Annotated in this window: 14 protein-coding genes; 3 read left to right on the forward strand and 11 right to left on the reverse strand. The window is 69.7% G+C overall.

The genetic code is table 11. The annotated features are described in order from the left end of the window. The first annotated feature begins 8 nt into the window (after positions 1-8). Positions 9-5,321 carry a polyketide synthase Pks13 gene (pks13, locus tag OCQ_RS01090; RefSeq protein WP_009956781.1) on the forward strand — a complete coding sequence of 1,771 codons (5,313 nt, stop codon included), beginning with the start codon at positions 9-11 and terminating at the stop codon, positions 5,319-5,321. 8 nt (positions 5,322-5,329) lie between these two features. Further along, positions 5,330-6,895, forward strand: a complete 1,566-nt coding sequence (locus tag OCQ_RS01095) for an acyl-CoA carboxylase subunit beta (RefSeq protein ID WP_014378854.1) — start codon at positions 5,330-5,332, stop codon at positions 6,893-6,895. Here the strand turns inward: OCQ_RS01095 and OCQ_RS01100 are convergent. Then, positions 6,892-7,875, reverse strand: a complete 984-nt coding sequence (locus OCQ_RS01100; RefSeq protein ID WP_014378855.1) for a sigma-70 family RNA polymerase sigma factor — start codon at positions 7,873-7,875, stop codon at positions 6,892-6,894. The two genes, OCQ_RS01095 and OCQ_RS01100, sit on opposite strands and share 4 nt — an antisense overlap. Positions 7,876-7,976: 101 nt before the next feature. On the opposite strand from OCQ_RS01100, the gene OCQ_RS01105 reads away from it, so the two are divergent. Further along, entirely contained in the window at positions 7,977-8,555 is a 579-nt protein-coding gene (locus OCQ_RS01105; RefSeq protein ID WP_014378856.1) for a dihydrofolate reductase family protein, read from the forward strand. On the opposite strand, the gene OCQ_RS01110 is transcribed toward OCQ_RS01105, so the two are convergent. From OCQ_RS01110 to OCQ_RS01155, 10 genes are all read right to left on the reverse strand, one after another. Continuing rightward, positions 8,552-10,330: an acyl-CoA dehydrogenase family protein gene (locus tag OCQ_RS01110; protein WP_014383642.1), complete on the reverse strand. Its 1,779-nt coding sequence runs from the start codon at positions 10,328-10,330 to the stop codon at positions 8,552-8,554. The genes OCQ_RS01105 and OCQ_RS01110 overlap by 4 nt on opposite strands. Before the next feature lie 10 nt (positions 10,331-10,340). Continuing rightward, positions 10,341-11,000: a Crp/Fnr family transcriptional regulator gene (locus OCQ_RS01115; protein WP_009956775.1), complete on the reverse strand. Its 660-nt coding sequence runs from the start codon at positions 10,998-11,000 to the stop codon at positions 10,341-10,343. Between the two features lie 7 nt (positions 11,001-11,007). Further along, positions 11,008-11,466, reverse strand: coding sequence for an FHA domain-containing protein (locus tag OCQ_RS01120; protein ID WP_008263040.1), 459 nt, complete (start codon positions 11,464-11,466; stop codon positions 11,008-11,010). An 18-nt stretch (positions 11,467-11,484) separates the two neighbouring features. After that, complete coding sequence (locus OCQ_RS01125) at positions 11,485-12,000, reverse strand: hypothetical protein (protein WP_014378858.1); 516 nt, start codon at positions 11,998-12,000, stop codon at positions 11,485-11,487. A gap of 184 nt (positions 12,001-12,184) precedes the next feature. Further along, entirely contained in the window at positions 12,185-15,394 is a 3,210-nt protein-coding gene (gene embB, locus OCQ_RS01130) for an arabinosyltransferase EmbB (protein WP_026071071.1), read from the reverse strand. Continuing rightward, the gene (locus tag OCQ_RS01135; RefSeq protein WP_009956772.1) at positions 15,391-18,717 is read right to left on the reverse strand and encodes an arabinosyltransferase domain-containing protein; all 3,327 of its coding nucleotides are present in this window, start codon (positions 18,715-18,717) and stop codon (positions 15,391-15,393) included. The genes embB and OCQ_RS01135 overlap by 4 nt, the downstream gene beginning before the upstream one ends. Before the next feature lie 65 nt (positions 18,718-18,782). Continuing rightward, on the reverse strand, positions 18,783-19,406 hold the full coding sequence (locus OCQ_RS01140; protein WP_014378861.1) for a maleylpyruvate isomerase family mycothiol-dependent enzyme: 624 nt from the start codon (positions 19,404-19,406) through the stop codon (positions 18,783-18,785). Beyond that, a complete protein-coding gene (locus OCQ_RS01145; protein WP_014378862.1) occupies positions 19,403-19,891 on the reverse strand; it encodes an SRPBCC family protein in 489 nt (162 codons plus the stop codon). Before OCQ_RS01145 ends, OCQ_RS01140 begins: the two co-directional genes overlap by 4 nt. Continuing rightward, a complete protein-coding gene (locus OCQ_RS01150) occupies positions 19,888-20,211 on the reverse strand; it encodes an ArsR/SmtB family transcription factor (protein WP_009956770.1) in 324 nt (107 codons plus the stop codon). The genes OCQ_RS01145 and OCQ_RS01150 overlap by 4 nt, the downstream gene beginning before the upstream one ends. A gap of 53 nt (positions 20,212-20,264) precedes the next feature. Beyond that, positions 20,265-23,543, reverse strand: a complete 3,279-nt coding sequence (locus OCQ_RS01155; RefSeq protein ID WP_085981082.1) for an arabinosyltransferase domain-containing protein — start codon at positions 23,541-23,543, stop codon at positions 20,265-20,267.

Here is a 23,543-nt window from a genome sequence, read left to right on the forward strand (position 1 = left end):
ACAGGACCATGGCTGACACCGAGCACCCCGAAAGCACCGATCACCCGCCCGCCGCCAAGGGGACCGACATGACCGTCCCCGAGATGCGCCAGTGGCTGCGCAATTGGGTGGGCAAGGCGGTCGGCCGGTCACCGGACGACATCGACGAGTCGGTGCCGATGGTCGAGCTGGGCCTGTCGTCGCGCGACGCGGTGGCGATGGCCGCCGACATCGAGGACATGACCGGAGTCACGCTGTCGGTCGCGGTGGCCTTCCAGCATCCGACGATCGAGTCGCTGGCCACCCGCATCGTCGAGGGCGAGCCCGAAATAGACACCGCCGCCGACGACGCTATGGACTGGACCCGCACCGGCCCGGCCGAGCGCGTCGACATCGCGATCGTGGGGCTGTCCACCCGGCTACCCGGCGACATGAACAGCCCCGACGAAACCTGGCAAGCGCTCATGGAGGGCCGCGACGCCATCACCGACCTGCCCGAGGGCCGCTGGTCGGAGTTCCTCGACGAACCGCGCATCGCGGCGCGCGTCGGCGCCGCCCGCACCCGCGGCGGCTACCTGAAGGACATCAAGGGCTTCGACTCGGAGTTCTTCGCGGTCGCCAAGACCGAGGCCGACAACATCGACCCGCAGCAGCGGATGGCGCTGGAGCTGACCTGGGAGGCGCTCGAGCACGCTCGCATCCCGGCGTCGAGCCTGCGCGGCGAGGCCGTCGGCGTGTACGTCGGCTTCTCCAACAACGACTACCAATTCCTGGCGGTCTCCGACCCGACCGTCGCCCACCCGTACGCGATCACCGGCACCGCCAGCTCGATCATCGCCAACCGGGTGTCCTACTTCTACGACTTCCGCGGCCCGTCGGTCGCGCTGGACACCGCCTGCTCGAGCTCGCTGGTGGCGACGCACCAGGCGGTGCAGGCGCTGCGCAACGGCGAGTGCGACGTCGCGGTCGCCGGTGGCGTCAACGCGCTGCTGACGCCGTTGGTCACACTCGGTTTCGACGAGATCGGTCAGGTGCTTTCCCCCGACGGCCGGATCAAGTCGTTCTCGTCGGACGCCGACGGCTACACCCGCTCCGAGGGTGGCGGCATGTTCGTGCTCAAGCGGGTCGACGATGCCCGCCGCGACGGCGACCAGATCCTGGCCGTGATCGCCGGCAGCGCGGTCAACCACGACGGCCGCTCCAACGGCTTGATCGCCCCCAACCAGGACGCCCAGGCCGAGGTGTTGCGACGGGCCTACAAGGACGCCGGGATCGACCCGCGCACCGTGGACTACATCGAGGCGCACGGCACCGGCACCGTCCTGGGTGACCCGATCGAGGCCGAGGCGCTGGGCCGCATCGTCGGCCGCGGCCGCCCCGCCGACCGCCCTGCGCTGCTGGGTGCGGTGAAAACCAATGTGGGACACCTGGAGTCGGCCGCCGGCGCGGCGAGCCTGGCCAAGGTGGTGCTGGCGCTGCAGCACGACAAGCTGCCGCCGTCGATCAACTTCGCCGGCCCCAGCCCCTACATCGACTTCGACGGCATGCGCCTGAAAGTCGTTGACAGCGCGACTGATTGGCCGCGCTACGGCGGTTACGCGCTGGCCGGGGTGTCCAGCTTTGGCTTCGGCGGGGCCAACGCGCACCTGGTGGTGCGCGAGGTCTTGCCGCGCGACGTGGTGGAGCGCGAGCCCGAGCCCGCCCCCCAAGCAGAGGCCGCCGCAGCCGCCGAGGCCCCCACGCTCGAGGCCCACTCGCTGCGGTTCGATGACTTCGGCAACATCATCCCCGACGCCGAGGCGCCGGACGAAGAGGAAGACTACGAGCTGCCGGGCGTGACCGAAGAGGCGCTGCGCCTCAAGGCGATCGCGCTGGAAGAGCTTGCCGCGCAAGAGGAGGCGGAGCCGACCAGGCCGCTGATCCCGCTCGCGGTGTCGGGCTTTTTGACCTCGCGCAAGAAGGCCGCGGCCGCCGAGCTCGCGGACTGGATGGAAAGCCCGGAGGGGCAGGCGTCGTCGCTGGAATCGATCGGCCGGGCGCTGTCGCGGCGCAACCACGGCCGCTCGCGCGCGGTGGTGCTGGCCCACGATCACGAGGAGGCCGTCAAGGGCCTGCGGGCGGTCGCCGAGGGCAAGCAGCGGCCGAACGTGTTCAGCGTCGACGGCCCGGTGACCAGCGGCCCGGTCTGGGCGATGGCCGGTTTCGGTGCGCAGCACCGCAAGATGGGCAAAAACCTGTACCTGCGCAACGCGGTCTTCGCCGAGTGGATCGAGAAGGTCGACGCGCTGATTCAGGACGAGCGCGGCTACTCGGTGCTCGAGCTGATCCTCGACGACTCCCACGAGTACGGCATCGAAACCTCCAACGTCGTCATCTTCGCCATCCAGATCGCGCTGGGCGAGCTGCTCAAGCATCACGGCGCGAAACCCGCTGCGGTGGTGGGTCAGTCGCTGGGTGAGCCCGCGTCGGCGTACTTCGCCGGCGGGCTGTCGCTGCGCGACGCCGCCCGCGTGATCGCCTCGCGCTCGCACCTGATGGGTGAGGGCGAGGCCATGCTGTTCGGCGAGTACATCCGGTTCATGGCGCTCGTCGAGTACTCCGCCGACGAGCTCAAGACGGTGTTCGCCGACTTCCCCGGCCTGGAGGTGTGCGTCTACGCCGCGCCCAGCCAGACCGTGATCGGCGGTCCGCCCGAGCAGATCGACGCCATCGTCGCCCGCGCCGAGTCCGAGGGTCGCTTCGCTCGAAAGCTGCAGACCAAGGGCGCCGGCCACACCTCGCAGATGGATCCGCTGCTCGGTGAGTTCTCCGCGGAACTGCAGGGCATCAAGCCGATGAGCCCCACCGTCGGGATCTTCTCGACGGTGCACGAGGGCAGCTACATCAAGCCCGGCGGCGAGCCGATCCACGACGTCGCTTACTGGGTCAAGGGAATGCGGCATTCGGTCTACTTCACCCACGGCGTGCGCAACGCCGTCGACAGCGGCCACACCACGTTCCTGGAGCTGGCGCCCAACCCGGTGGCGCTGATGCAGATCGGTTTGACCACCGCGGCCGCGGGTTTGCATGACGCCCAACTGATTCCGACGCTGGCCAAAAAGCAGGACGACGTCGAGTCGATGATCTCGGCGATGGCCCAGCTCTACGTGCACGGCCACGAGCTGGACATCCGGACGCTGTTCACCCGCGCGCAAGGCCCCGAGGACTACGCGAACATCCCGCCGACGAGGTTCAAGCGCAAAGAGCACTGGCTGGACGTGCACTTCTCCGGCGACGGCTCGGTGATCATGCCCGGCACCCACGTCGCACTGCCGGACGGCCGGCACGTCTGGGAGTACGCGCCGCGCAACGGCGAGACCGACCTGGCCGCGTTGGTGAGATCGGCCGCGACACAGGTGCTTTCGGATGCCCAGTTGGTGGCGTCCGAGCAGCGTGCGGTGCCCGGCGCCGGCGCCCGGTTGGTGACGACCATGACCCGGCACCCGGGTGGCGCCTCGGTTCAGGTGCACGCCCGCATCGACGAGTCCTTCACCCTGGTCTACGACGCGCTGGTGTCGCGGGCCGGCCAGAGCGTGGCCGCGCTGCCGACCGCGGTGGGCGCCGGCGCGGCGATTGCGGCCCCGGTGACCGACGGGCCGGTGGCGGAAGCCCCCGCCGAGGAGACCGACGCCGAGACGCTGTCGGACAGCCTGACCAACCGCTACCTGCCGTCGAGCGTCGGCAGGTGGTCGCCGGACTCCGGCGAGACCATCGGCGAGCGGCTGGGCCTGATCGTCTCGGCGGCCATGGGCTACGAGCCCGAGGACCTGCCGTGGGAGGTGCCGCTGATCGAGCTCGGCCTGGACTCGCTGATGGCGGTGCGGATCAAGAACCGCGTCGAATACGACTTCGACCTGCCGCCCATCCAGTTGACCGCGGTGCGCGACGCCAACCTGTACAACATCGAGACGCTGATCCAGTACGCGGTAGAGCACCGCGACGAGGTCGAGCAGCTGCACGAGCACCAGAAGACGCTGACCGCCGACGAGATCGCGCAGGAACAGGCGCGGTTGCTCAGCGGCGCGACGGTCGACTCGGTGACCGCGCCGGCGCCCGACCCGCAGGCCGAGCCGCAGACCCAGCCGGCACCGCCGTCGTCGGACGCGCCGATTCCGCCGCCGCCGACGGATCCGTCGGGACCTTCGGGCAACGGCGCCACGGCGAACCTGGCGGGAGCGCTCAGCCAGGAAGCGGTGTCCAAGGCGCTCAATTCCGATGTGCCCCCGCGTGACGCCGCCGAGCGGGTCACCTTCGCCACCTGGGCGATCGTCACCGGCAAGTCGCCGGGCGGCATCTTCAACCCGCTGCCCAAGCTCGACGAGGACACCGCGGCCAAGATGGCGCAGCGCCTCTCGGAGCGTGCCGACGGCACGATCACCGCCGAGGACGTGCTGACGTCGGAGACCATTGAGGAGCTGGCCGAAAAGGTCCGCCAGTACCTGGAGGCCGGTCAGATCGACGGCTTCGTCCGCACCATCCGGGCCCCGGAGAACGACTCGCAGATACCGGTGTTCGTGTTCCACCCGGCCGGCGGGTCGACCGTGGTCTACGAGCCGCTGCTCAACCGGCTGCCGGCGGGCACCCCGATGTACGGGCTCGAGCGCGTGGAGGGCACCATCCAGGAGCGGGCCGCCCAGTATGTGCCCAAGCTGCTGGAGATGAACGACGGCAAGCCGTTCATCCTGGCCGGCTGGTCGCTCGGCGGCGCCCTGGCGTACGCGTGCGCGATCGGGCTGAAGCGGGCCGGCGCCGACGTGCGGTTCGTCGGGATGATCGACACGGTGCGCCCCGGCGAGGAGATCCCCCAGACCAAGGAGGAGACCCGCAAGCGCTGGGACCGCTACGCCAGATTCGCGGAGCGCACCTTCAACGTCGAGATCCCCGCGATCCCCTACGAGCAGCTCGAAGAGCTCGACGACGAGGGGCAGGTCAAGTTCGTCCTCGACATCGTCCAGCAGAGCGGCGTGCAGATCCCGGGCGGCATCGTCGAGCACCAGCGGACCTCGTACCTGGACAACCGGGCGCTCGAGACCGTCGTGATCGAGCCCTACGACGGCCACGTGACCCTCTACATGGCCGATCGCTACCACGACGACGTCATCGAGTTCGAGCCGCGCTATGCGATCCGCCAGCCCGACGGCGGCTGGGGTGAGTACGTGGCGGACCTGGAGGTGGTCCCCATCGGCGGCGAGCACATCCAGGCCATCGACGAGCCGATCATCGGCAAGGTAGGCGCACACCTGACCGAGGTGCTGAATAAGGTGGACGCGGAAAGCACCCAGACAAGTGAGGTAGGCAAGTAGTGACGGAGATGGCGCCGGCCCCCATCCAGCACACCACCGCCGAGAAGCTGGCCGAGCTCCATCGCCGCCTGGAACTGGCCCAGGAGCCCGGCGGTGAGAAGGCCGTCGCCAAGCGCGACAAGAAGGGCATCCCCAGCGCCCGCGCCCGCGTGCACGCGCTGGTCGACCCGGGCACCTTCCTGGAGACCGGGGCGCTGGCCAAGACGCCGAACGACCCGAACGCGCTCTACGGCGACGGGTGCGTCACCGGGCACGCCATGATCGACGGCCGCCCGGTCGGGGTGTTCTCCCACGACCAGACGGTCTTCCAGGGCACCGTCGGCGAGATGTTCGGCCGCAAGGTCGCCCGGTTGATGGAGTGGTGCGCGATGATCGGGTGCCCGATCATCGGCATCCAGGACTCCGGTGGCGCCCGGATCCAGGACGCGGTCACCTCGCTGGCGTGGTACGCCGAGCTGGGCCGCCGGCACGAGGCGCTGTCCGGCCTGGTGCCCCAGATCTCCCTGATCTTCGGCAAATGCGCTGGGGGAGCGGTGTATTCGCCGATCCAGGACGACCTGCTGGTCTCGGTGCGCGACCAGGGCTACTTCTTCGTCACCGGCCCCGACGTGATCCGCGAGGTCACCGGCGAGGAGGTCACCCTCGACGAGCTGGGTGGCTCCGACGCGCAGGCCCGCTACGGCAACATCCACCAGGTGGTGAACTCCGAGGCCGAGGCGTTTCAGTACGTGCGCGACTTCCTGTCGTTCCTGCCGTCGAGCACCTTCGGCAAGCCGCCGGTGGTCAACCCCGGCCTGGAGCCGGAGATCACCCCGACCGACCTCGAGCTCGACTCGATCGTGCCCGACTCGGACAACATGGCCTACGACATGCACGAGATCCTGCTGCGGATCTTCGACGACGGCGACTTCCTCGACGTCGCCGCGCAGCACGGGCCGGCCATCATCACCGGCTACGCCCGGGTCGACGGCCACCCCGTGGGCGTGATCGCCAACCAGCCCATGTACATGTCCGGGTCGATCGACAACGAGGCCTCCGACAAGGCGGCGCGGTTCATCCGGTTCTGCGACGCGTTCAACATCCCGCTGGTTTTCGTGGTGGACACCCCCGGGTTCCTCCCGGGCGCCGAGGAGGAGAAGCGGGGAATCATCAAGCGCGGCGGGCGATTCCTCTACTCCGTGGTCGAGGCCGACGTGCCCAAGGTGACGATCACCGTGCGCAAGTCCTACGGCGGCGCCTACGCGGTGATGGGCTCGCGGCAGCTGACCGCCGACTTCAACTTCGCCTGGCCCACCGCGCGGATCGCGGTGATCGGCGCCGAAGGGGCCGCGCAGCTGCTGATGAAGCGGTTCCCCGACCCGACCACCCCCGAGGCGCAGCAGATCAAGAAGGACTTCATCGAGGGCTACAACCTCAACATGGCGATCCCGTGGACCGCCGCCGAACGCGGCTTCATCGACGCGGTCATCGACCCGCACCAGACCAGGCTGCTGCTGCGCAAGTCGATGAAGCTGTTGCGGGACAAGCAGTTGTGGTTCCGCACGGCCCGCAAGCACGGGCTCATCCCGATCTAGCCGGGCGCCAGCGACCGTGGGAGCCCGAACCACGACAGCACGCTGTTGTCGAAGCGGGTCATGGCGCAGATGCGGTCGCCACTGAGGTCGAGGACATACAGGCCGACCCCGTGGCTGACGCCGGTGGGCGTGCGCAGATAGGCGCCGAATGCCGGCTGACCATTGGCGCGGGTCGCCACGAGGTCGAACCTGCGGCCCGCACGGAAGAGAGACCGGCAGAAGCGGGCCACAACTTCGCGGCCCTCGTATTCGAACGGCATCGGTGGCATCGACATGAAGATGTCGTCGGTCAACAGGGCCACCAGCGCATCGAGATCGGCGGACTCCCACGCCTGCACGAACTTCGCCACGATCGCCACTTCGGCAGGCGAGTCGCGCGCCGGTGGGGGTTCCCGGTCGTCGACAGTGGCGCGGTGACGCCGCAGGCCGTTGCGCGCCCGTTTGAGGGCGCTCCTGACCGATTCGACTGTCGAGTCGAGCATGTCGGCCACCTCGTCGGTGCGGAATCCGAGGACGTCGCGCAGCACGAGTACTGCGATCTGCCGAGGCGGCAGAACCTGAAGGGCGGCAACGAAAGCCAGTGCGATGGATTCGGTCCGCTCGTAGCGAGCTTCCGGCATGAGGGAGTCCGGAAAGGGCTCGAGCCAAACCACTTCACCGAGTCGGGTGGGGTGGGGCGGTTCGACATCAGGCACGTCCCACTCCTTGCCCGCGCGTCGGCTTGCTGAGCGACGGGCGTTCAGGCAGCGATTCGTGGCGATGCGGTAGAGCCAGGTGCGCAGTGAGGCGCGTCCCTCGAACCCCTCGAGCCCTTGCCACGCGGCCAGCATCGCGTCTTGCAAGGTGTCTTCGGCGTCCTGCAAGGATCCGAGCATCCGGTAGCAGTGCACCTGGAGCTCCCGGCGGTACGGTTCGACCAACTCCCGGAAGGCTTCGCCGTCCCCGGCGCGCGCCCGGCACATCAGATCGCCCGCTGTCACCCTCGTCACCTCCTTCCCGTATGGACACCGGCCCATGGGCACACGGGGCGGTGTCTCCATTAGTGGTAGGTGCTGACAACGCCACCGTAAGGAGAGCACGGATGGGAACGATCATTATCAGCGAGAATGTCTCGCTCGACGGAGTCGTGCAGGACCCGACCGGGGACGAGGGGTTCAGGGTCGGTGGCTGGTTCGGCCAGATAGGGACTAGGGACCATGAAGATTGGGCGGCGGTCGGGCTCGACGAGGCGCTGGGCGCGGAGGCCCTGCTGCTGGGGCGGCGGACCTACGAATTCTTCGCGGCCCGGTGGCCGTTCCGCAGCGGCCGGTGGGCGGACCGATTGAACAGCTTGCCCAAGTACGTGGTATCGACGACCCTGCACGACCCGGATTGGAACAACACGACTGTACTGGCGGGAGATGTAGTACGCGAGATAACCACTTTGCGCCGAAAGGTCAACGGGCGCATAGTCGTCTACGGGAGCTCCCGGTTGGTGCACACGCTGGTAGAACACGACCTCGTCGACGAGTTGCGGATGATGGTCTTCCCGTTCGTGCTCGGCGCCGGCGATCGCCTCTTCGGCGCCACCAGCGGCAAGAAAGACATGCGCCTCGTCGCGACCCGCAGAGTGGGTGACGGCCTGGCGATCCTTGTCTACCGGCCCGTCCGAAACCCCTAGCCCTCGAGCCGCAGCGCACCGTCCAGAAGTTCGTCGAAGCGCTCCAGCGCCTCGTCGGAGTCGGCGTCGATACCGCGCAGCGCCCCGCGATCGGCCAGATACCGCTGCGCGTAGAGCCGCGCGACCAGCGCCTTGCGCCCGCCGCCGCGGGTGGCGCGCTCCCAGGCGGCCTGCTCGATGAGCAACGCGCCGCCGTAGACGTCGCCCATGAATTGCGCCAGTCCGAACAGCCGCGCCTCGGCCAGCTCCCGGTCAAGTTTGGACCACGCGGTGATCGCCGCGTCGAGATCCTCGATCCGGCCGGCGACCAGCCTAGTGGCTTCGTCGTCGTCGGCGACCGACACGGCGTCGCGCAGCCGGGCCAGCAGCGTCTCGTGCGCGCGGGTCTGCTCGATCCCGCGGCGCACGTCCAGGCACAGGATGTTGTCCGGGCCCTCCCAAATGGTGTTGACCTGCGCGTCACGCAAAAGCCTTGCCACCGGCCAGGTCTCGATGTAGCCGTTGCCGCCGTGGATCTCGATCGCGTCCGACGCCGCGGTGATCCCCAGCCGGCACACCTTCAGCTTGGTGACCGGCACCGCGATGCGCTGTCGCAGGCTGCGCGGCTGGCGATGGTTGGTGGCGCCGGTGCCGTCGAACACCAGCGCCTGGGCGGCCTCGACATCGACGATCATCTCGGCGAGCTTGCGCCGCATCAACGGCTTGTCGATCAGCGCCCCGCCGAAGGCGCGCCGCTGCCGCGCGTAGCACAGCGACTCCACCAGGGCGCGCCGCGCATTGCCGAGCCCGAACAACGCGATGCCCAGCCGCGCGGCGTTGGTCAGCTCCATCATGCGGCCCAGCCCCTTGCCGTCGGCGGGGCCGGACTCGGCGGTGGGTTCGCCCGACAGCAGGAACGCCTCGGCGTCGACGAACTCGACCTCGCCCGAGGCCACCGAACGGGTGCCGAGCTTGTCCTTCAGGCGCCGGACCCGCACCCCGTTGCGGGAGCCGTCGCGGCGGGTGCGCAGCACCAGGAAATTGGCGACGCCCCGCGAAGAGTCCGGTGCGCCTTCGGGTTTGGCCAGGACGACGAACGCCTCCCCGGCGCAGTTGGACGCAAACCACTTGAACCCGTTCAGCAGCCACGAGTCGCCGTGACGGGTGGCGGTCGTCTCGAGGGCGCCCAGGTCGGAGCCGCCGGTGCGCTCGGTGAGCAGCTGGGCCGTCTCCCCGGCCCACTCGCCGGAGGCGAATTTGGCCAGCACGTGTTCGGCCACGTCGGCCGGCGCGTAGGCCGCCACCAGCGACTGCACCATGCCGCCGCCGGTGCCCAGCGCGCAGCCCATGCCGATATCGGCTTGATTGAGCAGATAATTCGACGCGAACAGCGTCAGCGACGAGCTCATCTTCGCCTCGTGCGCCTCGGTCCGCAGCGCCCGCTGGGCATCCAGGACGGCCCGCTTGGACTGGGTGAACGACGTCGGCATGACCACCTCGCTGACGTCGTGGCCCCACCGGTCGTAGCGCTGAAGCCGCGGCGGGTTGCGGTCGGTCTCCTCGGCCCACCGCGCCACCGGGCCCCCCATCAGCTCGCCGATGCGCGTCAGATGGCGCTCGGCCAGCCTCAGCTCGTCGGGCTGCAGGTAGTAGGCCATGGTGAACTGCAGCGTGGGATCGGTGCTGTACCAATTGAGACCGACGGCCCCGCCGTAGTTCTCCGTCGCGTAGCGCTGCGATTTTTCCTCGGTGGAGAACGGCAGCCTGTCCACCGCCTCCACGGCGTAGTCGCTCATGGGACAGACGCTACGCGCCGAGCCGATCGTCGTGGGGTAGGGCGTAGCGGGTGCCGTCGGCGCCCCCGACGTCCCCGGCGCGTCTTGCCAGCGCGTCGGGGTTGATGATCACAACGGTCTTGCCTCTCAACGAGATCCAGCCGCGTGTCGTGAAGCTGCCCAATGCCTTGTTCACCGACACCCGGTCGGCGCCCACCAGCTGGGCTAGCTCGTCCTGGCTGAGTTCATGCGCGACCCGCAGCGCGCCGCCCTCGCGGGTGCCGAACCGCCTGCCCAGCGCCAACAGCTGGCGGGCGACGCGGGCGTTCACATCGCTGGAAACCATTTCGACGAGTTGTCGTTCGGCGGCCCGCACTCGCCGGGTCAGCGCCCGCAGCAGCTGTTCGGCGAGCGCCGGATCCCGCGCCATCGACGCGCGCAGGGAGGCGCGGTCCAGCCACAGGGCTCGCACCTCGGTGAGTGCGGTGGCGGTGCACGCGCGAGGGGCGGGGTCGAACACCGCCAGCTCGCCGAAGATGTCCGCGGGTCCCAGGATGGCCCGCACGCCGGTGCGGCCCGCGGGGTCGCGGAGGCTGATCGTCACCGTGCCTTCGGCGATCAGATAGAGCCGGTCACCCGGGTCGCCCTGGGCGAAGATCGTTTGGCCGGGCCGGAATTCGCAGGTGTACATCGTCGCATCACGGCGTCTGGGCGGCGAGGAACACCAGCCGGAAATTGCCGATCTGCAGCACGTCGCCGTTGGCCAGCGCCGCGGAGTCGACGGCTTCGCGGTTGCGATAGGTGCCGTTGAGGCTGCCGAGGTCGACGACGCGGAATTCGCCGTTCTCGCTGCGGAATTCGGCATGCCGTCGGCTGACCGTGATGTCGTCGAGATAGATGTCGCTGGCCGGGTGGCGTCCGGCGGTCATGACGGGCTGGTTCAGGACGAAGTGCGATCCGACGTTGGGTCCCCGTTTGACCACGAGCATGGCCGAGCCGCGCTCCAGCGCCGCCGCCTCGGCCGCCGCCGACGACGTGTCGATCTCCTCGGGGACACCGTCCGCAGGCAACGCGGAGCCCCGGACCGCGGACAGGTCGCCGGTGGCGTCATCGGCCGCGATTCGCTGCTGTCGTGTGTCCCGTTGGGATGCGGACACTTTCGCCTCTCATCTGCCCTACGCCCTCACCGGCACGACGAACTCGGAGGTGTAGAACTCCGCCGGGCTCTGCGCGTGGGCGTTCGGTTGCTCGATGATCACCCACACGCCGGTCGTGCCGGGCCGGATGCTGTCCTGGACGGTCGTGTTCCCGCTGCCCGCCCCGTCGGTGTCCAGGCCGGCGAAGGCGGTCCCGGGGTCGCCGGGCCCGCACGGCGCGGAGGAGGGGCGGGGCACCTGGATCAGTCCCACGTCGAAATGGGTGCCGGGCTCCGGCGGGTTCACCAAATGGACGTCCGCGACCACCCTCGACCCTGCCGTGCGCACGACGGCGTACCCCGTCCCCAGCGAGGGGTGCGGCATCTGCACCGCAAAACTCACCAGGCTGAAATCGCAACGCCGAAGTTTGGCGTCGAAAACGACGGTGGTGCCGGCGCCCTCGGCCCCCGCCGTGCCGATGGCGAATGTCGTGGCCGGCAAAACCAGCACCGTGAGCGCGGCCGCGGGGGTTTTCAGGCGTGACTGCGTGCGCATCGGGACTACCCCTTCCCGTCGTGTGAACTGGATCACATCGGAATGAGTATTGTCCCGCGATTGGCCGATTCAAACCCTCGCCCAGCAATTACTCAGGCGTTAATTCGGTGCGTTATTCCGCGGAGGAATTGTGGCCGCGGCACGCCATTTAGACACGCCGATAATTCACGCTTTTCCGCCGCGGTTACGGCTTGATGCGGATCGGGCCCGGCGACCACCACCCGGTGCGGGTGGCGGTTCCGAGATCGAGCTGCGCGGGATGCGCGTCGGCGATGGTGTCGAATTTGCGCAGCGACCCCCAGTCGCGGCCCCAGTCGTGGGACAGGTACGTCGACATCACGTGGGCCCGCAGCAGCAGGTCGGTGATGCCCAGCAGCCCCCCGTTGGTTCCGTCTTCCCAGGTGTCGGTGTCCATCTTCTTGGCCGTGTAGTCCGGGGTGATGCGGAATTTGGGGATCTCGGTGACGCCGTTGACGTGCAGCATCGGCTGCTGGCAGGGGAAGGCCAACCCGACCGCCCAGTCCATCAGCACCGGCTGCGTCGAGCCCACGTACTCCTGCAGCGAACGCATCTCCGGCACCCGCGGCGGGGTCACCGCGATCCAGTCCTCAGGCGTCAGGGACAGGTCCTCGGCCACCACCCGCACGGCGACCGCGTCCGCCGGCATGTCGGAGCGGGCGAAACGCAGGTTGCGCCAGGCCTTTGGCTGCTCGCCGTTCAGGTCGTAGGGCACCAGCCGCCCGGCGGGCACGATGCCGGCCCCGGTGTCACCCGCGGGCCCGGGCCGCCCGTACTCGAGCACCACCTTCTGGCCGTCGGTGTGGTGGTGCAGCACGCTGTTGCCGTCGATCTTGCCGGCGGCGGACACCACCACGAGCGGATGGCCGGCATCGGGTTTGGGCAACCGGTACCACGCCGAGGTGAGCCTGCTCTGCTGCTGCGCCGCGGTGGTGTAGCTGCCGGCCAGCGGAACCCGATCGGGATCCAGGCCGTAGGGCAGCGGCACCGTCGAGCCGTTGATGCCCGGCGCGCTCAGCTTGGTCGGCGCGTCCCAGTCGTAGTCGGTTCCGGGTTGATTCGGGGTGATCCGAATGGCTTCGGCGACAATGTGTTCGGGCACACCGTTGGGACTGAATCCCACCGGGTGCTCCCCGCCCAGCGGCCCCAGCGGCCCGTAGTTGCCCGGTAGCGGCGCCATGTAGCCGACGTTGCTGTCCGGCTCGACGAGCACGTCGTCGGCCAGGCCGCAGCCCCCGCTGAACTCGCGCAGGTTGTCCCAGGCGTTGGAGTAGGTGGGGTACTGGCGCACGATGCCGGCCACCATCGACGCGATGAACACCAGCGCCATGAATCCCGCCGCGATGGGCACCGGTGCGGCCGTCAGCGCCCGCGCGACCCGGCCTTCGCCGCGGTCGCGGGACGCGAAGTGCAACCAGATCGCGTACAGCACGGCCAGCACGAACAGCGCGAAAAAGATTGTGCTGACCGAGATTCCGCCGATCTTCGGCATGGTGCTGTTGAACGGGACGCCGTAGCTGGAGACGTACCACCAGCCGTTGGTGGTGGCGAAGCACAGCGCCATCAGGAACAGCACCGCCGCCAGGAACGCCATCCTGTTCCGCGACCACCGCAGCACCGCGGGCGACACCAGCACCGTGGTCAGCGCGGCCATCGCCGCCCCCACCGCGGCGAACAGGCCGAAGTGGTGCACCCACTTGGTGGGCGTGAACATCAGGAAGAACATGGTGCCGAAGATGACGCCCATCAGCCGCCACGCCGGGCCGCGGGCCACACCCGGAACCCGCTTGCGCCGCAACATGATGAACACGGCGGTGAACAGGCACAGCGCGGTGATCAGGAAGCCGAAGCGGCGCGACAGCGAACCGTCGACGGTGGGCAGGATCAGGTAGTAGTAGCGCAGGTTCTCGGTGTACCACGCCTGGCTCGGCCCGATCGCGGTCCGAATCCTGGTGGCTTCCAACACCGCCCGCAGCGTCTGGTCGGCGAACACCACGGTCAGGATGACCGTGCCGGCGGCCAGCATGGGCGCCACCAGCGGCCACGTGCCCACCAGGCGATGACGGCGGACCAGGATGCGCAGGATCGGACGGCCACCGGCGACCAAGGCGGCCACGGCGATCAGGCCGGTGGGCTGCACACCGAGCGTGAACGCGGCGGTGATGACCGCCAGCGCCGCGGGAGTCAGCCGGCTGTACCGCATGGAACGTTCGATCAGCACGTAGGTGACCAGCGAACCGAGCGCGATGATCGGCTCGGGGCGCAGACCGTTGTCGAACGGCATCCACGCCGTCAGCAACACCATGCCCGCCGCCCAGTTCGCCGGCTTGCTGGCGGCCACCGCAGGCCCCAGCCGGGGCAGCACCTCGCGAGACAGCAACAGCCAGCACACGATTCCGGCGAACAGGTCCGGCAGTCGCATCCACAGGCTGGCGTCGCTGACGTGGGTCATCAGCGCCAGCAGGTTGTAGTACCAGCCGAAGGGGTCCTCGGGGCTGCCGAACCAGCGGAAGTAGTTCGACATGTAGCCGGCGCGATCGGCCACCCGCGCCATGCCGAGGATGTAGCCGTCGTCGGACGAGTTCGCCCCGATCACGTGCCAGAGCACGAACCCGAAGATCACCGCGACGTCGGCGAGGGTGAACGTGCGCCAATTCGCCGGAATGAGCCGGCGCATCCGCCGCCCGTCCAGCTGGTCGAGTCGCCACAACGCGACCAGCGCAACGATGGTCGCCACGATCGCCAACACCATCGCGACCAGTTTCAAAGTGGTTGGGGTGGTGGAGAACCGGGTGTCGATGGTCGCCGACAGCGTCAAGCCGGCCGGGGCCGGACCGGTCAGGTCGGTGAACACACCGACGATCTGCGGTCGCAGGTTCGGGTCGGGGAATCCGCCACCGATCGGTTTGCCCGCCGAATCATTGAGCCCGACAAAGGTGGCGAACGTGCCGGCCTTCGTCGAGGTGATCTCGATGCGCTGGCACTGTGGCGACATCGCCTGGTCCCGGGACACGCTGGCGATCACCACATTGCGGTCGGTGACGTCGACGCGCTTGCCGTTGACGACGACGAACAGCGCGTTGAGCGCGGCGTCCTTGCCCTTCTTGGGCCCGGTGCCGACCACCACCCCGCCCTCCGGTGGCAGGTCGCGCACCAGCGAGCAGGGAACGGTGGCGGTCATGTCGACCGGGGTCAGCGAAATCAACGGTGCCGTAACGCTGTTCAGCTGTCCGTTCTGGGGCCAGTTCAGCGTCGCGGTCGTCTGCACGACGGGCAGCAGCGGGGTGGCGACGGACAGCACGAACCCGATCAGACCGGCGATGGTCGCCACCCAACGCGTCGTTCGCACGTCGTCGCGCATCCTCGGCGCGCTCATGGCAACGCCCGAATCGGTCCCTGCCGGCTCCAGCCGTGCACTGTCATCACACCCTGTTCAATCGCGGCGTCCGGCGCCAAATCAGCCGGCACCAACCGGAAGTACTGCTCCACGGATCCCCAGTCGCGATACCAATCGCCGCGCAGATACGTCGAGATCGTCGACGTGCGCAGCAGCGCCTGGGCGAACAGGAAGGGCCCGCCGGCCTCGCTGGACTGCCACAGGTTCGACGACGCCGCCGTCTGCTTGCGGTCGGGAAGGATGCGGTACCCCGGAAGTTCGGCAACGCCAAGGTGTTCGGAGAACGGCCGCTGGCACGGGAAGTTGGCGGCGGTCGCGATGTCCATCAGCACCGGCGTCTGCGACCCGACCAGTTGCTGCAGGGTTTCCAGCACCGGCACCCGCGGCGGCGTGAACGCGAACCACTGCTCGGAGCTCAGGTTCGGGTCGTAGGCGACGATGCGCGCCACGTTCGCCTCCGGCGGCGCCCACGCCAGCGGGAAACGCAGGTTGCGCCACGCCGGCTGCGGGCCGATGTCGATCGGCTGCACCTCGGCCAGCGGCTGGGTGGTGCCGTCCGGGCGGGTGACGCCCCATTGCAGCTTCAGCGATTGCCCGTAGGTGAAGGTGCCGTCCTCCTTGTAGGACCAGATCGCGCCGGCGGCGGAGACGACCACCAGGGGCCGGTCGGGGGTGCGCGCGGGCAGCTGGTACCAGGCCGAGGTGGCGGTGGCGGCCAGCGTGTTCTCGCCGTAGCTGCCCATCACCGGGGTGCGGGCCGGGTCCAGCCCGAACGGCAGCGCCGCGTGGGAGCCGTTGACCCCGACCGGGCCCTTGCCGCCGGCGGTGCCCGCCGAGTCGCTGTAGGCGACGTTCGGCTTGTTCGGGGAGGCGTCGGAGTTGACCAGTCCCGGCTTGGTCACCACCGGGTCGGATTGCAGGTCCTCGCCCACGCCTTCGGGTTTGAAGCCCACCGGATTGACGCCCCCGAGCGGCCCGTCGGGCCCGAAGGTCTGGCCCGGTGCCGGGGCCAGCATGCCCGCGTTGGGGTCGGGCTCGGCCAGCACGTCGTCGGCCATGGCGCAGCTGGTGGCGGACAGGCCCGAAGTGATCGCGGCGAGGTTGGCCTTGCCGGTGGTGTAGAGCGGGTAGCGGAACACCGCGCCCTTGGTCAGCGAGGCGACCTCGCCGACGACCATGATGGTCGCGACCACCAGCAGCGGGGTCGACGCCAGGACGCGGTTGCGCCGGTTGTCCTTGACCTCGGTGTGGCCGGCGTAGTCCATCCGGAAGTGCTGCCAGGCGGCCAGCAGTCCGGTGATGATCGACAACGTCAGGAACATCGACGTCACCGGGTGGCTGGCGACGACCGGTTGGATGTCGTACCACGGCACCCCGTAGTTGCCGACGTAGAACCAGCCGTTGATGCCGGAGGTGGCCCACGCCAGCACGAACAGCAGCGCGGTGACGTACAGGGTCAGGTTGCGGCGGTTGTGCAGGCCGATCCGCGAGCAGGCGAACGCGGTGACCGCGCCCAGCGCCCCGGCCAGTCCCGCGAAGGCACCGAACTGGATCGCCCACTTCGTCGGGGTGAACGTGACGAGCAGCAGGCCGATCGCGGTGGTGCCGATCAGCCGCCAGGCCGGGCCGCTGGCCACGCCGGGAACGTGGCCGCGGCGCAGCAGGATGACGAGCATCCCGAACAGGCACAGCAGCAGGATCAGCACCGCGAACCGCCGCGCCATCGATCCGTCGGGGTTGGACTCGACCGTGAGGAAGTAGTAGCGCAGCCAGTCCTGGTACCAGGCGATCGTCGGCCCGACCTTGTATTTGATGCGGGCGGACTCCAGCACCGTGGCCAGCGTCTGGCTGCGGAACACCACCACGAGGATCACCGAGAGCGACGCGCCCAGCACCGCCAGCGGCGCCAGCAGCCCGTCGGTCGCCCGGCGGCGCCGGATCGTCTGGGCGACGGCCCGCGCCCCGGTCAGCAGCGCGGCCACGGCGATCAGACCCTGCGGCGCCAGCGTCGCGCTCAGCAGCGCCACGATGATGGCCACCGCGGCCGGGGCGAGCCGCCGCAGGGCGATCGCGCGTTCCACCAGCATCCAGGTGACCAGCACGCCGAGGGCGATCAGTGGTTCGGGCCGCAGCCCGTTGTTGAACGGCAGCCAGGCCGCGACGAAAACCGCGCCCGCGGTGAAGACCGCGACGCGGTTGGCCGCCAGTCCATCCCTGCCGGGGCCCAGCCGGCGCAGCATCCAATGGCCGATGATCAGCCAGCAGCCGATCCCGGCCAGCGTGGCGGGCAGCCGCATCCAGACGCCCGCCGTGCTCACCGAGGCGAGCTTCGACAGCACCCCGAGATACCAGTCGAAGGGGGCGTCGGTGGTACCGAAGTAGCGGTAGTAGTTGGCGACGTAACCGGCGCGCGGAGCGACGCGGGCGACGGTCAGGTTGTAGCCGTCGTCCGATGTGGTGGCGCCAATGATGTGCCACAGCAACAGGGTTGCGATCACCCCGGCGTCGGCGATCCACGTCGCCAGCCCGACGCGCCGCCAGTTCGCCAGGTGCGTGCCGGGCCGGTACCGGGACAGCCAGGCGATGGGGGAGCGCCAGTTGAGCAGCGTGCCGCCGCCCCGGCTGCGGCGGTCCAGCACCGCGAGCGCCACGATGGCCGTCAGCACGGACAGGACGCCCAGCGCCATCACAATCTTCTTGACCGCGGTGGGCGCGGTGATGAATCGGGTGTCGATGTCGACCCGGGCCGAAAGCCCCGGCCCCGCGGGCACCTTCAGATCGGTGAAGATCCCGCCGACCTGGGGCTTCTTTTCGGCCGGCAGGACGCCGGTGGCGCCGGGTATGCCGACGAACTCGGCGCCGGCCGCCCCGACGCCGGCCCAGGCGTGCAGCACGCTGCAGGCCCCGGCGGCGATGGCCGAGCGCTGCGCCACCGCCGCGACGGTGTCGCGGAACGCCACGACGACGACGTCCTTGTTCGCGCGCACGAACAGCCCGTTCTTCCCGGCGTCCATCCCGCCGGGCGGCAGCGTCGAGACCACCAAACCCCCGCTGGCGGGCAGGGTCGCGATGTCCGGGCAGGGAATGGAGATGTCCAGCGCGCGGGGCGCCCCCGACACCAGGGGCGCGGTGATCTGGCTGACGTGCCCGTCCACCGTGCCCTGCGGCCACAGCACCGTCGCCGTGGTCTGTTTCGCCGGAAGCACCGGGACGAGGAGGCACAACAACAGCCCCGCGATTCCCGCGACCGCGGCCACCGATCGTGGGATGCGCTGCGATCGCTCATTACGGTCGTGGGGCACGAGGCTCGATCGTAAGCGACGCGGCTTTGTGCCATCTGGACGCGGGGCCGCGCAGCGGGGCGCTGCTATCCGCCGAGCCGGGCCGCCAGGGTCGCGTGCCCGGGACCGTCGAGGTCGGCGAGCGCGGCCGGGCGCCCGGACATCGCCATGAGCAGCGCCTCGCCGGGGCCGGTCACCTCGGGCCCGTCGCCGTGCGTCCACTCGACGTCGGTGGCGCGCAGGCGCAGACCCCTGATCCGCCGTCCCGCGCCGATCCTGGGGTTGCCGGGCACCAGGGAGAGGACCCGCTCCAGGCGGTCGGGCGGGATCTCGCGCGGCCGGTCCAGCGCGCGGCGGATGTCCTGGTGATGGATCGTGCCGTCGACGAGGGCGATCATTCCCCCGAAACCCGCTGTCAATCCGCGTGGTTCGAGGTGGTTGCGCAGAAACTCCAGCAATTGTTGCGGGGTCAGGTGCGAGAATTCATCGACGCCCACCTGGTTGGCCCGCACCACCAGGCCCTTCGCGAATCGCTTCACCAGCCCCAGGGCGCCGAGCTCCTCGTAGCTGATCACATGCGCGACAACGTCTTTCACGCTCCATCGCGCGCACAGGCTGGGCGCCTCCCAGTCCCGCGGCGCCAGGGTGGCCAAAAAGTCCGCCAGGTCGGCCCGTTCGGCGCGGGCCATGGGCATCAGGTCGGCGGTCATCGCGGGTCACCGCCCCTCAGCACGTCGGCGTAGCGGGCCAGGTAGAGGGGCCATCCCGCATCGCCGTCGACCCCGTCGGCCACCGAGGGCCAGCCCGGCCCGTGGCGGTCGAGATGGCGGTGTTCGAGGTCCACCCGGGTGCGTCGGTCGGCCTGGGCGGTGAAGCGGACGTCGACCTCGCTGGTCTTGGCCGGGTCGGCTTCCAGCTGCCACGTCGGGCCGATGTCCCAGCTGAACACCACGCGATGCGGCGGCTCGTAGACCAGGATCCGCGCCCACCGGCACACGCTTCCGTCGACGCCGCGGTCGTAGATGTGGCCGCCGACGCGGGGCTCGAACACGGTCTCGGCGATGGGGACCGCCAAGAGATTGTGCTCGCGCGGCTTGAACGCGCCGAACTGCTGCGTGAAGACCGTGAACGCGCGCTCGATGGGGGCGTTGACGACGACGTGGTGGGTGACGTTGGGCGTCCGCTGGGATGTCATGTCGATCCTTCGTTGGTCTCGTCGATGGCCCGCGCATAGCCGGCGAGCGCCTGGGTCCAGAACCGGTCGAGGTCGGCGCGGAGCGCCTCGAGACCGGTGGGGTCGAGCTGATAGACGCGACGGGTTCCCGCGGCCCGGTCGCGCACCAGCCCGGCGGACTTGAGCACCTTGAGGTGTTGCGACACGGCGGGTCTGCTGACCGGCAGGTCGCGCGCCAACTCACCGACCGCCGACGGGCCGTGCGCGAGCCGTTCCACGATGGCCCGCCGCGTCCCGTCCGCCAACGCCAGCCACGCGTCAGCGGTTTGGTAAGTGGTCACGAACCGTAAGCATAGGCTTACGGATATCCGCGTTCAAGGGCCCGCGACGGCGCCTACGTCTTGCGCAGCGGCGCCGGGTTCCACAGACCGCTGCGCGTCGCCGTTCCCAGCAGTAGGTCGGCGGGTTGCGCGCCGGGGTAATACGGCGTCAGCCGCTGCAGCGAGCCCCAGTCGCGGGACCAGTCGTCCTTGAGATAGGTGGCCATCGTGGTGGCTTTCACCAGGAGTTCGGTGACGCCCAACGGGCCGCCGCCGTTGTTGTCCATCACGGGCGAGTTGGCCTCGGCGCCGAACCGGTCGGGCAGGATGCGCCACTTCGGTGTCTCGTCGACGCCGTTCTGATGGCCGAACGGTCGCTGACACGGGAAGGCCAGCCCGACGAGCCAGTCCAGGAACACGGGGTCGGCGGAGCCCACCACGTCCTGCAGGGTGCGCAGCCGCGGAATGCGCGGCGGTGTCAGGGCGATCCAGTGCTGCGGCGCCAGGTCTTCGTCGTCGGCGACCAACCGAATCTGGGTGGCGGAGTCGGGGATCGCCGACAGCGCCAGGCGCAGGTTGCGCCAGGCCGGGGACGCGCCCACGTCGGCGAATTGGAACGAGCCGCCGGGGTGCCCGCCGGCCGCCTGCTCGTCGGTGGCCCACTGCACCTGGACCTCACGGGGGTCGAAACGCCCGGCCGCGCTCACCACCAGCAGCGGTCCCGCCTTGTCGCGCGCGGGCAGGCGATACCACCCGGACCGCAGGTGCGCGGGAATCTGGATGCCCGAGCGCCAGCTGCCGAGCACCGGTGTGCGCGCGGGGTCGAGGTTGAAGGGCAGCTGGGCCGACGATCCGTTGATCCCCGGCGCGGGGGTGGTGCCGCCCTCGGTTCCCGCCTGGTTGCTGCCGGTCTTCTCCTCGTCGTTGACGAAGCTGCGGTCACCCGGCCGTTCCATCACCGGGTCGGCGCGGACGTCGGCGGGAATTCCGTTGGGCGTGAAGGCTTCCGACAGGCCGGCGCCGAGGGCGTCCGCCGCCGAGGCGCCCACCGGCGAGAGCATGCCCGCGTTCGGGTCCTGCTCCACCAGCACGTCCTCGGCCAGCCCGCACGTCTTGCCGGTCAGCGCCTGCAGGTTGGAGCGGCCGACCGACCAGGCCGGATACTGGTCGGTCATCGCCAGGGTCAGCGACGCCACCTCGAACACCACTAGCACCCACGTCGCAATTGCCAACGGGGACTGGATGATTCCCGCCACGCGTGCGCCCAGACGGGTCTTGGGTGGCCCGTTCTCGGGGGCGACGAAGTGGAACCACGCCGCCGCCAGCAGCACCACCACGGTCAGCCCGAGCAGGGCGGTGGCGAACGCGTAATGCCACGCCGGGAACGCATTCGACCAGGGCACACCGAAATTCGAGACGTACCACCAGCCGTTGACGCTGGCGAACGACAGCGCCACCAGGAACAGCACCACGGCGGCGTACACGGTGCGGTTGCGCCGTGACCGCATGGCCACCGCGGTCACCGCGACCGCGGCGAGCGCGCCCAGCGGCCCGGCGAGCCCGGCGAACACGCCGAAGTGGTGGGTCCACTTGGTGGGGGTGAACATCATCGCGACGAACGAGATGATGGTGATCCCGACGATGCGGCGGCTCGGCCCGGCGGCGGTGCCCGGAATCCGGCCCTTGCGCAACGACATTGCGACCGTGACCCCGAGCGCGAGCACCAGCGCCAGCACGGCGAAGCGGCGGGCGACCGACCCGTCGGGGCTGGCCATGAACAGCCGCTCGTAGCGGATGTGTTCGTCGAACCAACTCAGGCTGGGGCCGACGGCCCGCTTGAGCATGGTGGCCTGGACCTCGCCGGCCAGCGTCTGGTCGCGGAAGATCAGGATGCCGGTGACGGTGACCGCCGCCAGCAACGGCAGCACCAGCGGCAGCGCACCGAACCGGGTGATCCTGCGGTGCAGGATGGTGCGCAGCGGCCCGATGGCGACCAGCAGGGCGCCGATCGAGGCGATGCCCGTCGGTCCGGAAAAGAGGGTCAGCGCGCCGATGATGCACGCGATCGCCACCGGCAGCAGCCGGCTGGTGGCCACCGCGCGCTCCACCGAACACCACGTCAGCAGGATGCCCAGGGCGATGATCGGCTCGGGGCGCAGCCCGTTGTCGAGCGGGAGCCAGACCGCCAGGAACGTGCCCGCCGCGGTCCAGGCCGCCGCGCGGTTCTGCTTGACCGCATGGCCCAGGCGGGGCATGACCTCCCGGCTGATCACCCACCAGCACGTCAGCGCCATCACCAGGGTCGGCAACCGCATCCAGATGCTGGTGGTGCTCACGTGGGCCCACAGCGCCAGCAGGTCGTAGTACCAGCCGAACGGTGCCTCGGGCGTGCCGAACCAGCGGTAGTAGTTGGCCATGTAGCCGGCGTGCTCGGACACCCGGGCCATGGTCAGGATGTAGCCGTCGTCGGAGGTGTTGGCGCCGACGAAATGCCACCACACCAGCACCGCGATCACCAGGGCGTCCAGCGCGCCGATGGACCACCACCGCGCCGGCAGGAAGCGGCGGTGCCGGGTTCCGTCGGCGGTGTCGAGCCGGTGCAGCGCGACCAGGGAGGCGGCGGTCAGCACCAGCCCCAGGATCATCGCCGCCATCTTCAGCGGGGTGGGGCTGCTGCTGTAGCGGGTGTCGACGGTCGCCGCGAAGCTCAGCCCGGGCGGCGTCGGCCCGCTGAGATCGGTGAAGACGCCGACGATCTGCGGCCGGAAGTCGTAGCCGCTCTTCTCCCCCCGCAGCGGCGAGCCGGGATGCTCGGAATTGCGTCCCTGGGTCAGCCCGACGAACTCGGCGGTCACCCGGTCGGCGTGCGCGGTGAACGTCAGCCGCTGGCAGGCCGGGCCGAGCACCTGGCTCAGCGGCGCGCTCACCACCGGGACGTTGCGCACCACCAGCACCAGCTCGTCGTTGGCCCGCACGATCAGCAGGCCCCGGTCGACGGCCTTGGGCGCCTGCTTGGGCACCGTCGACAGCAACACCGTCTTGCCGGCGTTACCCCCGCCGGTCAGCCCGGCGGCGGCCTGACACGGGACGGTGATGTTCAAATCGGTGGCCACGTAACCGATCAGGGGCGCCTCGACGCTGCCGAAGGTCCCGTTCTGTGGCCAGTTCAGCTGGGCGGTGGTCTGGTCGACCGGCAGCAGCGGGGTGGCGATCGCCAGCAGCACGCCGAGCAGCCCGGCGACGGAAGCAACCAGCCGGGCGATCCGGTGATTGGTTTCCGTGGCTGACACGGTGCTAGATGCTAGTTCTTCCGCGGTGTGCGGCCCCGTTTGAGGCGTGGTCTCGGTGCTCAT

The organism is Mycobacterium paraintracellulare (assembly GCF_000276825.1).
Lineage (GTDB): Bacteria > Actinomycetota > Actinomycetes > Mycobacteriales > Mycobacteriaceae > Mycobacterium > Mycobacterium intracellulare.